Below are 14,537 nucleotides of genomic sequence, written 5' to 3' on the forward strand. Positions count from 1 at the left end.
TTTATTATTGATTTTGTACAGAGGGTGTCACAGATGCAAAATGAATGAGGGTGTCCCACTTATGAGCGACAGTACTCACTGGCACACTTAATTGATAGTTAACAAACAGCACCTCATCATCACTATGCTTTTGAGCTAATTGCTCCGCATTTACTACACAGACCTGACACTGTGCCTTATTGAGTGCATATTCAACACTGCCTTGTTTAAATTCAGGTACGGTTTTGGTTTGCATATCAATAAAGTCAACATACTCACCCGTTCCTCCGGTAAAATGGCTAACATAATATTGCTCACCAAATTCAGCTAGCATCACTTGCCCTGCATTGGCCGTTTCGCTTGCGCGGTCTTTTTGAATATGAAATGTATGAGCCCAAATAACCATTTTTGCTTTGGGCTGCTGTTTAGCCAGCCAAACCAAATTGTGACCCATTTCATGGCTTCGCGGATCGGCCAATTGCCACTGACGTTGCGCCTGCGATTTTAAGCCCACTAACACCCGCTGCCAAAAGTCGGGCCGTTGTTCGATTTTTTCTGCATGGGTGATCAACGCATCAAAGTCTGCAAAAAATTGCTCTGAATTTACTGGTTGGGTACTGTTTATTTCAAGCACTTTTTGTATCGTTTCAGCTAATGTATGCCATTGTTGCTGATTAAATTGTTCATTAAATGGCGGTAACACTTGCTGTAATTCACTGACTAGAAACTTGGCTGATATCCCCCCCGTTAATTGCGAATCAAACCCCACTAATTTTAAAGGCCGACTTGTTTGATGAGAGCGCTCAATGTAATCAAACAAAGGTTTTAACTCTGCACTATTGGCATACATATAAAAAATATTACCCGGCGCATTTTTAGTAATGGATTGTTGTCGGGTTAAAAATTGACGATACAGCCAATCGACGTCAAACAGGCCACTTTCGAGGGCTAAGACATCAAAGCCATGATCTTGATGTAAAGTTTTAACGACCTCGCGTTTAAAGCTAAATACATTCCCCGCACCGTGACTTTGCTCACCCAGGGCCACATACTGATGTTTTCCGGCCGTTTTTGCTAGCATCTGCACGGCTTCATCAATCCCAGAACTCATGTATAACGGTTCGGCTTTATTATCAGCCAGTCGTGTAGCGGGTTCAGCCGTAACTGGTAACGTTAAAACACAAGCTAATAAAATACTGGCCTTTGCTACAAACGGTTTAAAATGAGCGTTCATGATGGTTCCCTATAAAAATTAAGGCCCATACTCTACCTTTGCAACGTATTTTGTACCTCGAGACTTTAGTCTTATTTTTGTATTTTCAATAAAACTTTAGGCCAAACAAATTTATCCTTCATTATTGCCCTTAATCACCGCAATTATCCATTCATCACTTAACTAAAAACACGTGCCAGCTTGTGACCTATTGTTACCTCAACGCAAGGCAATTACAGCTTTGGTAGATTAAAATAAACACAAGGAACATCAACATGAACGTATCTAAAATCGACATTACAATCGCAACAGCGTTAACAGGTTTAGTGGTAGGTGGGTTATTAATTGCGGGGATGGCAAGCGCATTAATCTTAGGCACTTCAATTGCCGCAGCGATTATTATCGACAATAAATTACAACAAACAGCTTAAGGAGATCATCATGAAAGTGAACACGCTTATGGGCATTACTTTTACCGTGATTGCACTTGGCACCCTAGCCGAAGGCTACAACCTTGCCAATCACCAAGAAATGGCCAAGACAACTTGTAAAACTAAAGAACAGATTAAACACGTCGACAGCAAAGGATTTAAATGTAAGCAGACTCAACAAAACATATAAGGCGCGCCTATGCCATTTAAAGCAACGCATAAACTCGAATAAAAAGCACTTAACCAACAAGTTAGGTGCTTTTTTTAGTTTGAAACGTCCCTCAGGCATCATCATTTCGAATTAATAAAGCAGATCCCCTGCTCGCTTAACAAACAGCAATACAAGCACCCTCAACGCAGCCCACTCAACATCACTTGTACCTATTTTGTAATGGGGTGTAATAACATTCGCTGGTTCCTCACTTAAGCTTCATGACGTTAGCAACAGTCGCTAACAAAGGAACAAACCAGCGTATTTAACGCATTTTTTTGAAGGAATATAATTATGGCTATTTCAGCTTCGTTACAAATTTTCAATTCTACGAGTAACAACATTAAAATTACCAGTGTCGGAAAAGTGAATGATGATGCAACCTTCGCAGGTATAGAAATCGGCGACATTATTAAACCGGACTGTTCAGAAACACTCGCGATGGGTAATTCATCGGTATTTATTGCCCCACGTGGCTGTGGCGCAGATGTAAGCTTTGTGATTGCCAACGACAATATCGATATTGGCGACATTCATTTAGATATCCCAGCAGTTGGTAAACATCACTTTACGTTCGCCAATGAAGATGTCATTTCGTATGAAGTGTCTAACCCAAGTGGCAATAACTACATTGTGCGTGTATCAGTCAAAGGCTAATACATGATGGAGGCCTAGTGCACGAGGCCTCCTTACATTGACACTCTCAATCACGTAACAACATGCTTGGTCACTCAACTCAATGGTTCTGTTTTAGAAAAGCGACAAATGGGCGCATCGCTACAGGTTAATGTTTTGGTTCGGGCTTGCATATTGATTTCTTCGACCACTTTTTCTAAACAAAATGGGCAATTCATTCTGATTTTATCGTGCACGCCGTCTTTTTTGTCGTCATCAATGGGTTGGATAAGAATGGCTTCGGCCCCAGTTTTGGCCGCTGAAGTTGTATCTGCCGATAAGTGCAACGATGCTGACGTAGGAAACTCAATCACCTGATTATGCTTGTACTGTTTGTTTTTGTTGCGTTTGAATACCGCATAACAAAAAGCAAACACCACAATAAAAGCCAACCACCAATAGACAAAAACCAACGCCAAAAACTCACGCCAGTAGTCGCTAACATTCTGTTTATTAATAAGATTAAAAAACGCATACCAAGGTGGCGACTCAGTAACGCTTTCAGGAGTTGTCAATATTTGGCCATTGCCAATATGCGCACCACTGAGAGATACGTTAAGCGGGTTGACCGGAACAGGCGGAAAACTTAACGCACCGCTATTTACCGCCCAAAATGTTTCAAAATGACTTTTTTGTTGCCGCTTGTCTTCACTACACCAAACAAAGTCGGCATAACTAATATTTTTAACTCTGCATTTTTCAGGAATCACCAAAAAGCTCAGCCATGCATCGCCTTTACTCCCTTCATACAAGGCATTATTGGCAGACATATCTGGAAATTTTTGGCTCAGGATTTCCCAGTCTTTTTGCGCTTGCAACGCCAGCTGTTGTTGGCGTTGATTATAACTCAGCCCCTTCGGCTCCCCCGACGCCCCAGCAAAGCGCTGACCTGAACAATGTCGCGACAACTCTATAAACAAATAGTCATCGCGCTTACGAAGCCGCTCACCTTCACTTGCAGAATAACCCGCACGCTGGCGGGCTCTAATTTGCTCGCGCTCATTTTTAATTGATTCACAACGAGCACGAGAATACTCCGCCTGTACAGTACCACTAAACAACAACCCAACTAGGCTAAACAACAAAGTCCATTTCATTTTTATTCTACTTATTTACCAGTTAAACAACGTTGCACGACTTGATAACACACTGCATTGATTTGCATAGGATCTAGCGGTGTACCGCGCAGCGTCGGGATTGTTTTTTCTAATTGCTTATGATTAACAACAGGAAAAGGCGGTTTAGATTTTAAAGTTACAAACCATCCAGGAAAAACAAGCAAAGGCATCACATTAAGTGATATACTACATGCTTTGTTTAACCACGTTGCCACCCATTTAGCTTGGCGTTCGGCTTGTTCAAGCGGCTCTTTTTCAAACCAAGACGGAAAATTTAGCTGATTATTTTCAAAGCTCATTACATAATCTTTCTGGCCGTTTTTTGCATCGTTGGTACGTTTATGACGCCCTTTGGTTTCGACTGCAAATACACCATTAGGCCCAACCACTAAATGATCAATATTAAACCCATCAGCTTGAACATCATGAAAAACTTGGTAACCCGAAGATTGTAACTTCATTAGTTTACTGGCTACTGCTAATTCTGCATCACGACCAAGTTTTAGCTTGATAAGCTGATCTGTATATTTCCAAGCTTTTACACAACCATAAATCACACCAAGCCCAATTCCTATCATCACCGATATAGTAGTGGGCTCCATAAACGAAATATATTGAGAACCAACAAACACTAAAGGCGAAGTCGTAAGTGCCGTGATGCCCACAGCCAGCCCCATCACTTCTATTGACGTATCTTGAATTTGCGAATTAAGAGCCTGAGCAGGCATACGGATTAGTTGACTGCGTTCAACCGGAAGGCGGTTTTTTCGGTTATGAACAAATATACGAGCAAATAAAACACCAAATACAAGGTATATTCCACCGACAAAGCTCAAAAAAATGAAAGTATTGACTAGCCAATTACTCATAATTCCCTTTACGACATAAAATAAAAAATGTGGACTTTATACCATATAATAGAGTTTTCCACTTGATATATTTTATATGCTATCTGTCAGATTTTAGAGAATTGATAGGTCATTAAGAGGGAGTTTGCGATTAAAATATAACACCAGTTTCCAAACGGAATATAAAGCCCCATTATATCCCTTGAAAAGCTAATTTAATAATCAAAAGAAAAATCCATGTTTTAGATTGACAATTCTATGTGCTTTAAATTTTGTTCAAATTACTTGATTAAAAAATTATGGATTAAGTCACTATTATGACATTTTAATTACCGCCTTAAGTTTAAATGTCAATATAATACCGAGTAACATACTAATTACTGTCGAAAATCCTGCAGGAGACAAAGAAGGTAGGCCCAACAGTAGTTGACTATCATTGCCGCCATTCGCTGTCGCTGCACCTATTCCCATTAAAATACCAGCAAATAAATGAAAAAAACACTCTTGCCGTGACAAAATAATCAATCTGAAAGTTTTAGTTTTTAGCGCTGCGATCGCCATACCTAGCAATAATGACACAATTAAAACCATTCGTTGCCATGATGGATAGTTCGAAACACTTTTCGACCAAAAAGCTAAGGAACTGTCTTTTAAAAAGCTACTCGGTGTCCACAGAGGTTCAATCATAAAAACTACACTCGCCATTAAGCCAATAGTGAGTATCATAAACCATATTTTTCTGTTCTCTGATGACATAAAACACAGTAACAAAACAGCCAAGAAGCTAAATGCCATCAAAATAAAAATATGAAAACCATAATCAACCGTAAACAAAACATGCTTTGCTTTAGGTACAAACTTGACTAATAACACCCAACCTATAAACCATCCAAACACAGTCGCTAACATTTGCGTGTGACCCCGTGCTAATTTACTAATAGTAGAAACACCGCAACCATTATTGATACACGCACCAATACCAAACAAAAAACCACCAACAGCAGAAAATATAGAAAGCTGATTTGAAATAAAGCTGAGTGAAAGCCCCATACTGGTCGCGAATAGCATCGTTAACCAAACAAACGACCCGCTAAATAAAATAGCTAATAAAAAAAGAGGCTTACCAGATAGAAACTCATTTACACCTCTCACTAAACATAAACCCGATGTTTGTGCCAAATACCCCAGTGAAAAAATCAGTGATCCACTGATAATTAGTAACAGCATTACAAATACCCAGTATTCAAATAATTTTTTAGTATGGTTTATTCTCTATAAAATTGTTGAAGTACAACACAATTAGAGAACTATTTATGAATAATGTTTATTAATACTAATGCTTGAACAATTTTCAACTGAGCCAAAGTTTTTAAATGGTTCCTTTTATTATCAATTATTGATAGTTTAAACAGAATCTTACGAGACTTGAAAGCAAGTAACGACCAATGCAAAACAACAAAAATGGCCAATGGCTTAGTAGTAAAGAAACACAAGCTCACCTTAAAATTACCGGCTGTAAGCTGATGCATTTACGAGAAACTGGCAAGTTAAAATTCGAAAAAAGAGGCCGCGTATTCTTTTATTATTTTGACAAATAAACCAATAAACATGAACTTCCCTGAATATAAAACGCATGTAAAAAGCCTACAACATGGTAAAAAGTTACCTACAGCTATTTACCTTCATAAAAGTGCGCTCAGTCACACGCTACCTAAGCAACTATCTGAATTTTTAGAAAAAGTTATTTTATTACTCGATTTAAGCAGCCCTTGGAACCTTATAAAATTTTATAAACGTGACTACAAACTAACCCTGCTGAATTACCCTGATTTTGACAGCTACGCATACCCAGAGCTAATGCAAAGTATCACGATTGATCTTGTTGAAATGAGATTTAAAAAAACTGATTATTCAAATTCAGATAACCCACCTATTTTGCATCGAAAAGAAACGTTTGTTTTAGATACTTACCCTCACACTGAGTTATTTAAAGCAATCACAAAAGAAGGCGTTGATATTGGTTTATATCAAAATACTAAAACGATTGGTTTTAAACAAAACTGGCAAAAATTAATTAAAAAGTCAGGCCATTCGCTTGATGATAAAGGCCGTCTACACCCATTAAATACGATAACAACAGCTAGTACTAAAACTGATTCCAACCAAATAAACACAATTCAGCGCCACCTCACAGCGATTAATCGTGACCGTTTATCAGCACCTTTTCAACGACTCGCCAAGCATGGGTACCTCAATGGTGAATACTCTATTCTCGATTATGGTTGCGGTTTACAAGATGATTTAAGAGAACTCGAAGCGCACGGGCTCGATATAACAGGCTGGGATCCTGTGCATTTACCAGACGGTAAAAAACATCCTAGTGACATTGTGAATTTGGGCTTTGTCCTCAATGTGATTGAAGACCAAAACGAACGTAAAGATGCTTTAATTCAGGCTTTCCAACTTGCGAATAAGTTATTAGTTGTATCTGTAATGCTCATTAACGAAGCAAAGCTTGAGCAGTTTAAGCCCTTTAAAGACGGTGTGATTACTAAATGGAATACGTTTCAAAAATACTTTAGCCAGAGCCAAATTAAAACGTATATTGAAACCATACTAGGCCAAAACAGTATCACGTTAGGGCAAGGAATAATTGCCGTTTTTAAAGACAAACAATTAGAAGAGCAACATCACCTCGAAAAACAATACAACAGCTTAAATTGGCAACATATCACGGTTAGGCCAAAAATAAATCAAAGCCCAAAAAAAGCAGCTCCAAGTTTAATTGAAAAACACACCCCTTTGCTCGAAACATTCTGGCAACACTGCTTACACTATGGCCGAATACCCAGTAACGACGAATTTGAACTGAGCACACAAATTCGTAAACATTTTGGCAGCCACAACAAAGCCTTTCACCTATTAACAGACTTATTTAACTTAGAAGAATTAGAACAAGCAAAACAAAAACGAAAACAAGACTTACTCGTCTATTTTGCATTGAGTTTATTTGGAAAGCGTCAAGCCAAAAGCCATCTACCACCAAGGTTAATCCGCGACATTAAAAATCAATTTAATAGTTTTAATGATGCACTAGACCAAGCACAGAGCTTACTCTTCAGCGTTAACCAACCTATATTAATCGGTCAAGCTTGTTACCATGCCTTTGAGCAATTTAATATTGGGACTCTCAGCGATAACCACTCTTATATCTTTCCCGCATCACTACTGAACAAAATGCCCAGTGTTATAAGGGTATATGTTGGCTGTGCAGCACAACTGTATGGTGATTTAGATGAGATAGACCTGATCAAAGTCCATATGCGCTCAGGTAAATTGACCTTACTTAAATACGACGATTTTTCTAAGCCGCTCCCATTACTGACGGAACGAATCAAAATTCGTTTAATCGACCTTGATATCGACTTTTTCTTTTACGGTGATGACTACCCTTACCAACCCTTGTACTCAAAAATTAATTATTTAAGTAAAGACAACAAAGAATATGCAAAGCAGAAGAGGTTTGATAAAAAACTGGCTGATATGCTTAGAGGTGTTGAAAAAGCAGAATGGCCCAATTGGCCTATTCTGCTTAAAGTATTTAACTTTTGGAAAGTTGAATTAAAGGATGGGAAATTTTATAAGGTTTAAGGAAATCTTCATTTATTAGTTATAAATATGCATTATTTATTAAAACGGAACAATAAAACCTGTATTTATCACGTAAGGTACGTAATAATATTACGTACCCCACGTGATGAGACTAATTTATGAGCAACCTTGAAAGCAATTATTGTTACAGCTTCCCCGCAGTTCGAGGCCAGCAGGCTGGCAAACCATTTTATATAGCAACTTGCCCTTTAAGGCTCATACCAAAAATATTCATGTATGACGAAGAAGAAGTCCCCGTTGAGCTTAGAGCACAACGTACTTTAAATAAAAGTCGCATTCCTGAAATGGCACGTTACTTAGTTGAATCACCTCACGACTATGTATTTTCAGCTATTACTGCCTCAATCGGCGCAGAAATTGACTTTATTGAAGTCGATAAAAATAGCAACATTGGCAACCTAAAAGTTCCCATGGATGCACAAATTTTAATTAACGATGGGCAACATCGTCGCGCAGCTATTGAAGAAGCTTTAAAAGAGCGCCCTGAGCTCAGTCAAGACAACATAGCCGTACTATTTTTTGTAGACGAAGGTCTAGAGCGCAGTCAACAAATGTTTGCCGATTTAAATAAATACGCTGTACGCCCTAGCCCATCGCTTGGCACCATGTACGATCACCGTGACCAAGCGTCTGAACTTGCACGTTATTTAGCCTTAAATACAAAACCTTTTGCTGGCTTTACCGAGTTTGAACGCTCTACAATTGCCGTTAAAAGTAGTAAACTGTTCACCCTAAGCGGTATTAAACAAGCAAACCGTGTTTTACTTAGCAAAGGAACCAAAGAAGGCTTTAACGAAGACGAAAGGCAAGTTGCAGCTAACTTTTGGGAAGCACTTAACATTCATATGCCTGAGTGGATTCAAGTTCAAAACAAACAGCTTTCTGCAGCTGAGTTTAGGCAAGAATATATTTCAGCACATGGAATTGGTCTTCAAGCACTTGCACTAGTTGGTAGAAGCTTATTAGCAATGAGTGAATCAGAAAAACAAAGCAAACTTAAGTTAATAGCGGATATTAATTGGCTCAAAAGTAATCCCGCTTGGGCACATAGAGCGATGCAACACGGCAGATTATCTAAAGCAATGAGCAATATTTTCCTCACCAGTATGCAAATTAAACGCGAAATAGGCCTTCCTCTTTCAAAAGAAGATGTGCAAAAAGAGAATGAATACTTAAACGCATGAAATTATTAAATCAGTACGATCTACAAGACTACATCGAATTTATCGAAAACGAATCGTTTGCAGGTAGTCAATTGCATGACTTTGTAGCCGACACTCAACGAGTTTACATGGCCGATAAGCGACCATGGGTATTAGGTTACAGTGGCGGCAAAGATTCATCTGCCGTAATGACTCTAATTTACTTTGCATTACTAGGTTTAAAACCTGAAGACCGCCATAAGCCTGTTTTTGTCGTCGCGTCCGACACCTTAGTAGAAACACCAATGGTGGTTGATCACGTCGATAAATCTTTAAAGCTTATTGAAGAAGGCGCAAAGCGCGAAGGCTTACCAATAACCTCACATAAAGTAGTACCTAAATCTAATAATACGTTTTGGGCTAATTTACTAGGTAAAGGCTACCCTGCCCCAACGCGTAACTTTCGCTGGTGTACAGAGCGAATGAAAATCGACCCTGTTAGTACGTTTATTAAAGAGCGCGTAAGTGAATACGACGAAGTGATTGTTGTATTAGGCTCTCGCTCGCAAGAAAGCGCGTCGCGTGCGCAAGTAATTAAAAAGCACAAAATCGATGGCTCTGATCTCGCCGTACACACTACTTTAAGCAACGCTTTTATTTACACGCCGATTGATACATGGAGTGTTGATGATGTTTGGAAAATACTACGTCTCTGCCACTTAAAAACCGAAGAAACGCCATACGGCACTAAAAACAAATGGTTTGATAAGTACGACCTCGAATGGGAAAACCCATGGGGTGGTAAAAACCTTGTGTTATGGAACCTATACAAAGACTCATCAGGCCAAGGCGAGTGCCCAATGGTTATCGACGAAACCACACCATCGTGTGGTAACTCTCGTTTTGGTTGTTGGACATGTACCGTAGTAACGCGCGACCGTGCAATGGAAAGCCTCATTCAAAACGGCGAGCAGTGGATGACACCACTACTCAAATATCGCAATATTTTATCGCGTAGTACATCGCCTAAGCTTAAAAAGAAATACCGTAACCATATTCGTCGCGATGGCCGTTTAGCGTTTAAAACCCTAAAAGAAGACAAAGAGCGCGTACTAACAGACGACTACACAACAGGCCCGTATTTACTAAAATATCGCCAGCATGCCATGCGTTTACTGCTTAATATACAAAAGCAATTTAACGACCAAGGCCGTGATGTAGAGCTAATTACCGTTGATGAATTACACGCAGTAAGGCACGAATGGTTTAACGATCCTAACGAGCCTGATTGGGACGATACCCTTCCCGGTATTGTATTTGATGCGCTAGGCATAAAGCTCGACTGGACAATAGACGACTCTAACCAATTTAGCTTAACCGAAGGTCAATTACTTAACGACATTGCACCTAAGCATGGCGTATCGCCACAAATGGTTAAAAAGCTAATAGACGTTGAAACTCAAATGAGTGGCCTTGCCCGCCGCACGGGTATTTTTAATCGTATTGGCCGCTTAATACAGCAAGATTGGGAAAGCGCCGAAGCTATTATTGCCTCTAATTTAGATATTCGTCAGAGCCAAATGCGCCAAAGTAACGAAGTAAAAGCGCTAGAAGACGACCTAAAACAAATTACTGCATTGCTCAAAGCTGAGGGCATAGAATGATTTTTAAAACACTGACCCTAAATAACTTTCGAGTTTTTAACGGCCAAACGACTATAGATTTAAACCCGCGTAAAGTAGGCATGTTTGAGCGCCCTATTATTTTATTTGGGGGCTTAAACGGTGCAGGTAAAACCTCTATTCTTACTGCTATTCGTTTAGCCTTATTAGGTAAGCGTGCGTTAGGTGCTGTAATCACTAAAAAAGATTACCTCAGCTACTTAAACGAGCAAACTAATAAAACAGCTACCAAAGCCAATAAAGATGCCGAGGGCAGTATAACCCTTAGCTTTACCCATACTCACCAAGGCATACATAACCTATACGAAGTAACCCGTAAGTGGCGACTTGAAGGTGACGAGCAAGTCTTTTTGACTATTAATGGCGAACAAGATTCCTCATTAAACTCAGAGCAAGTACAAGCTTTTTTGCATGAAATCGTCCCGCCGGGTATTGGCGATTTATTCTTTTTTGATGGTGAAAAAATAGCTGAGTTAGCAGAAGATGATACCGGCTCTTACTTAAAAGAGGCCGTACAAAAGCTGCTTGGCATCGATATTATAAACCGCCTCAGCAACGACCTTGATATTTACCTAAAAGGCCTAGGCGCAGAAACTGCCGATAAAGACACGCTTAAAAAGATTAAAGCCGCAGAAGATCAAAAAAAGAAAATTACACAACAAGTAAATGCTACAATGGATAAAGCCGACAGCATTGGTGCACAATTAACCGAGCTTAAAAACAAAATAGCCGCCAAAGAGCACGAAATACAAGCCCAAGGTGGCGCATGGGCTAAAACCAAAGATCAAGAGCAAGCACAAGCCTCTGAGCTTATTGAACTTGAAAAAGAGCTAACCGCTAAAATACGCCAAGAGCTAAGCGGCAGCCTACCAATGGCACTTGCGCCAACAGCTATGCAAAATTTAATTGAACAGCTAACCAGCGATCAAAAAATCAAGCAAGCCAAAGCATTTGGTAACGAGCTAGTACAAGCGCTACCTAATCTTGAAAATGCGCTTAATCAAAAGTTTGATGCCCAAAGCAGCGATATAATGGCAACTGTAAATAGTTACTTTGGTCAGCTTGTAAATCAAACCGCGCTTGCCGAGCCAAAACTTGATATTTCAGACTCTGAATTTGCACTTATAAACGCACAAGTTACAGAGGCTTCGCAGTCGCAAGCGTTAATAAAAGAGCTATCGACAGCGCTTACTCAAACACAAAATAAATTAAGCTCACTTTCAATTAATATTGAGCGTGCCCCCGATGCTGCCGACTTACATGAGTTATATACATCGCTGCGCGAACTTGAAAAGCAACGCGATGCTACAAGCAAAGAGTACATAAGCGAACTATTAAAAGCTAAAGAGTTTAAAGCTAAAGAGTTAGAGCTAGCTAAACGCCTAGAGAAAGACTACGCCAAGCTTAAAAACAACCACTCAGCCGATAAAGCCGTTGAGCGTGTTGAGCTAAGCCAATATGTATTGCAAGACTTTAAACACGCCCTTACAGAGCTGCGTGTAACGCAATTAGAAGAGCTATTTGTAAAAGCATACCGTAAGCTTGCCCGTAAAGAAGATTTAAAACTTTCAGCTAAAATAGACCCAAACAGCTTTGACGTAAACCTAGTCGATGCCGAAGGCGTTATTATTAACCGTAAATCAATGTCGGCAGGTGAAAAACAAATATTTGCCTTCGCTATTTTAGAAGCACTTGGCAAGCTTTCGGGTAAAGTACTGCCAGTGGTAGTAGATACGCCACTTGGACGTTTAGATTCAAAGCACCGCGATAAACTTATTAGGCACTACTTCCCAGAGGCCAGCGAACAAGTAATACTGCTTTCAACCGATACCGAAGTAGACGAAGATTTTTACCAAGCTATTGAGCATAAAGTGTCTCACGCGTTCGAGATTGAATTTAACCAACATACTAATTGTTCAACTCTGCGAGAAGGTTACTTTTGGGCAGAGCTTGCACAGGAGGCTATATAACATGCTCCCACAAACTATGTGGCTTAATAAAGCCGTAGAAGAACAGCTTCAAACCCTAAAAGGCAAAACAGGCGTTACACCAAACGTAGCAGCCCGTATCGCGTTTTTTCGCTCTATCGAAAAGGGATTTATATTCAATAAAGAAAAAGACTACAAGCTTTCTGGTAGCCTTAAACTTGATAAATTCACGTGGCTAGGTAAAACCCAAATGGTGACTGAGCTATTACTCAAACAGCGCTACCCTGAGTATTCTGATAAAGAATTACAAACAGCTTGGGCAGCGCACGTTGAGGATGGGATTTCCAGCATTAGAAATAAAAATACTAATCAATTTTTTAAAGTTGTATCTTGAACGAAGTTTTAAAGCTCAAGCCAATTGAGCTTTAAGCCAAGTTAAAACCTTTTGAAAGCAACCCTTTATGTAAGTCATTATCTAAATAAACCCATTCTAAGTCGCACTTACTAAAGAAAGTACTATTCGAATTAGATTCTATCTCAAAAATAATATTCCTTATCGTATCTATGGCTGTCTCGGCCCTAGCTTTAGTCAATGATAAATAACCATGTCCATAGAATGATATATTACGATAACTAACTATAGAATCAACTTCATTCTCTAGGTGGGTCGGCAGAGTACCAGGATAGAAAAGCTTAAAACAGCCCCAAATAGCACCGAAGCCATTAGCATTTAACCACTTCCCTTTATCATTTTTTATCTTTATCCTCTTATTATGAGGTTTTGCCATAAAGTGTTTCATCAAGTAACCAGTCAAATACACCTCCAAAACTCGGACACACATAGCTAAGCAAACGGCTATTTTATTGGAGCTATATAAATTCTTAGCCACTATGTGGTAATAGAAAGCTAAATGATAAAAAACTTCTGAATCTTCACTTTTCTCATAGTAGATATGGCTCAATCTTTCAAGCCTTTTTATATATGTAACCCTCTGATTCAATAAAAAAGATACTTCGCTGGTCAGAAACCTATTATCCTTTAGAAGCTGAAGAAGCCTATTTTTATACTCGTTAAAAGACAACTCCATAAGCCTGTCCTTTTCGCATAGTGTTAAATAATGATTATCACAACTAGTTGAAGGATTTAAAAATAATAGTTCATAATTTATAAAGTTAGATAGCTTTCTTATAACTCTTTTATAGATAATATTAATATATGGATCTTCAAATTTTATTACCGAAGAGCCACTTATGATACCTTTCTTCGTGTACAAACAACTATCATAGAGTTTCGTTAATAGCTTAATACCTTCATATTTAGCTTCCACTAAAAAAGCTTTAACATTGCCAACTGAATTAACTCCGTAAAATAAATCGTTAAGTTTTAACAATGTTTTTAAATTGACATATTCATTTAATTGAACTTTATTTTTTTCATTCAGAGGTATGAAACTGAAGTCAAAAAAGTCACACAATGGGTGACTTGTCAGAATTCGTTTAATATCCCTATAAGTAACAGACGTACCAAAAACAACAAACTCATAATCTTTAACTGGTCGAGTTAGAATAAACTCACTTAAAACATTTGTTATTTTTGTAACACTATCTAATTTATCAACAACAATAAAAACAACCATA

At 38.8% G+C, this 14,537-nt stretch carries 13 protein-coding genes; 8 read left to right on the plus strand and 5 right to left on the minus strand.

Annotated elements, in window-relative coordinates:
• Window positions 1-4 precede the first annotated feature (4 nt).
• Complete coding sequence (locus tag AC3KVK_RS08790) at window positions 5-1,213, minus strand: erythromycin esterase family protein (protein WP_490311910.1); 1,209 nt, start codon at window positions 1,211-1,213, stop codon at window positions 5-7.
• Between the two features lie 254 nt (window positions 1,214-1,467).
• Here AC3KVK_RS08790 and AC3KVK_RS08795 point away from each other — a divergent pair, with 254 nt between their 5' ends.
• The 3 genes from AC3KVK_RS08795 to AC3KVK_RS08805 all read left to right on the plus strand — a co-directional run bounded on the left by AC3KVK_RS08795 (window position 1,468) and on the right by AC3KVK_RS08805 (window position 2,491).
• Window positions 1,468-1,623: a hypothetical protein gene (locus AC3KVK_RS08795; RefSeq protein WP_490311909.1), complete on the plus strand. Its 156-nt coding sequence runs from the start codon at window positions 1,468-1,470 to the stop codon at window positions 1,621-1,623.
• A 10-nt stretch (window positions 1,624-1,633) separates the two neighbouring features.
• Entirely contained in the window at window positions 1,634-1,813 is a 180-nt protein-coding gene (locus AC3KVK_RS08800) for a hypothetical protein (protein ID WP_490311908.1), read from the plus strand.
• 315 nt (window positions 1,814-2,128) lie between these two features.
• Entirely contained in the window at window positions 2,129-2,491 is a 363-nt protein-coding gene (locus AC3KVK_RS08805) for a hypothetical protein (protein ID WP_490311907.1), read from the plus strand.
• 74 nt (window positions 2,492-2,565) lie between these two features.
• On the opposite strand, the gene AC3KVK_RS08810 is transcribed toward AC3KVK_RS08805, so the two are convergent.
• The 3 genes from AC3KVK_RS08810 to AC3KVK_RS08820 form a co-directional block, all read right to left on the minus strand.
• On the minus strand, window positions 2,566-3,606 hold the full coding sequence (locus tag AC3KVK_RS08810; protein WP_490311906.1) for a hypothetical protein: 1,041 nt from the start codon (window positions 3,604-3,606) through the stop codon (window positions 2,566-2,568).
• Window positions 3,607-3,617: 11 nt separating this feature from the next.
• Window positions 3,618-4,496 carry a nuclease-related domain-containing protein gene (locus tag AC3KVK_RS08815; protein WP_490311905.1) on the minus strand — a complete coding sequence of 293 codons (879 nt, stop codon included), beginning with the start codon at window positions 4,494-4,496 and terminating at the stop codon, window positions 3,618-3,620.
• A gap of 294 nt (window positions 4,497-4,790) precedes the next feature.
• Complete coding sequence (locus AC3KVK_RS08820) at window positions 4,791-5,702, minus strand: YeeE/YedE thiosulfate transporter family protein (RefSeq protein WP_490311904.1); 912 nt, start codon at window positions 5,700-5,702, stop codon at window positions 4,791-4,793.
• Window positions 5,703-6,083: 381 nt separating this feature from the next.
• On the opposite strand from AC3KVK_RS08820, the gene AC3KVK_RS08825 reads away from it, so the two are divergent.
• The 5 genes from AC3KVK_RS08825 to dndE all read left to right on the plus strand — a co-directional run bounded on the left by AC3KVK_RS08825 (window position 6,084) and on the right by dndE (window position 13,293).
• Window positions 6,084-8,126, plus strand: coding sequence for a DNA phosphorothioation-associated putative methyltransferase (locus tag AC3KVK_RS08825; protein WP_490311903.1), 2,043 nt, complete (start codon window positions 6,084-6,086; stop codon window positions 8,124-8,126).
• Between the two features lie 119 nt (window positions 8,127-8,245).
• Window positions 8,246-9,331: a DNA sulfur modification protein DndB gene (dndB, locus tag AC3KVK_RS08830; protein ID WP_490311902.1), complete on the plus strand. Its 1,086-nt coding sequence runs from the start codon at window positions 8,246-8,248 to the stop codon at window positions 9,329-9,331.
• Complete coding sequence (locus AC3KVK_RS08835; RefSeq protein ID WP_490311901.1) at window positions 9,328-10,953, plus strand: DNA phosphorothioation system sulfurtransferase DndC; 1,626 nt, start codon at window positions 9,328-9,330, stop codon at window positions 10,951-10,953. Before dndB ends, AC3KVK_RS08835 begins: the two co-directional genes overlap by 4 nt.
• Window positions 10,950-12,941: a DNA sulfur modification protein DndD gene (gene dndD, locus AC3KVK_RS08840; RefSeq protein ID WP_490311900.1), complete on the plus strand. Its 1,992-nt coding sequence runs from the start codon at window positions 10,950-10,952 to the stop codon at window positions 12,939-12,941. Before AC3KVK_RS08835 ends, dndD begins: the two co-directional genes overlap by 4 nt.
• 1 nt (window position 12,942) lies before the next feature.
• Window positions 12,943-13,293, plus strand: a complete 351-nt coding sequence (dndE, locus tag AC3KVK_RS08845) for a DNA sulfur modification protein DndE (RefSeq protein ID WP_490311899.1) — start codon at window positions 12,943-12,945, stop codon at window positions 13,291-13,293.
• Between the two features lie 31 nt (window positions 13,294-13,324).
• On the opposite strand, the gene AC3KVK_RS08850 is transcribed toward dndE, so the two are convergent.
• Window positions 13,325-14,536, minus strand: coding sequence for a hypothetical protein (locus AC3KVK_RS08850; RefSeq protein WP_490311898.1), 1,212 nt, complete (start codon window positions 14,534-14,536; stop codon window positions 13,325-13,327).
• Window position 14,537: the final 1 nt, after the last annotated feature.

The organism is Pseudoalteromonas sp. J2K-J979, from assembly GCF_058169715.2.

Coding starts and splice junctions, on each gene's coding strand:
- AC3KVK_RS08790 (WP_490311910.1), bottom strand. CDS start 1,213: ATGAACGCTCATTTTAAACCGTTTGTAGCAAAGGCCAGTATTTTATTA.
- AC3KVK_RS08795 (WP_490311909.1), top strand. CDS start 1,468: ATGAACGTATCTAAAATCGACATTACAATCGCAACAGCGTTAACAGGT.
- AC3KVK_RS08800 (WP_490311908.1), top strand. CDS start 1,634: ATGAAAGTGAACACGCTTATGGGCATTACTTTTACCGTGATTGCACTT.
- AC3KVK_RS08805 (WP_490311907.1), top strand. CDS start 2,129: ATGGCTATTTCAGCTTCGTTACAAATTTTCAATTCTACGAGTAACAAC.
- AC3KVK_RS08810 (WP_490311906.1), bottom strand. CDS start 3,606: ATGAAATGGACTTTGTTGTTTAGCCTAGTTGGGTTGTTGTTTAGTGGT.
- AC3KVK_RS08815 (WP_490311905.1), bottom strand. CDS start 4,496: ATGAGTAATTGGCTAGTCAATACTTTCATTTTTTTGAGCTTTGTCGGT.
- AC3KVK_RS08820 (WP_490311904.1), bottom strand. CDS start 5,702: ATGCTGTTACTAATTATCAGTGGATCACTGATTTTTTCACTGGGGTAT.
- AC3KVK_RS08825 (WP_490311903.1), top strand. CDS start 6,084: ATGAACTTCCCTGAATATAAAACGCATGTAAAAAGCCTACAACATGGT.
- dndB (WP_490311902.1), top strand. CDS start 8,246: ATGAGCAACCTTGAAAGCAATTATTGTTACAGCTTCCCCGCAGTTCGA.
- AC3KVK_RS08835 (WP_490311901.1), top strand. CDS start 9,328: ATGAAATTATTAAATCAGTACGATCTACAAGACTACATCGAATTTATC.
- dndD (WP_490311900.1), top strand. CDS start 10,950: ATGATTTTTAAAACACTGACCCTAAATAACTTTCGAGTTTTTAACGGC.
- dndE (WP_490311899.1), top strand. CDS start 12,943: ATGCTCCCACAAACTATGTGGCTTAATAAAGCCGTAGAAGAACAGCTT.
- AC3KVK_RS08850 (WP_490311898.1), bottom strand. CDS start 14,536: ATGGTTGTTTTTATTGTTGTTGATAAATTAGATAGTGTTACAAAAATA.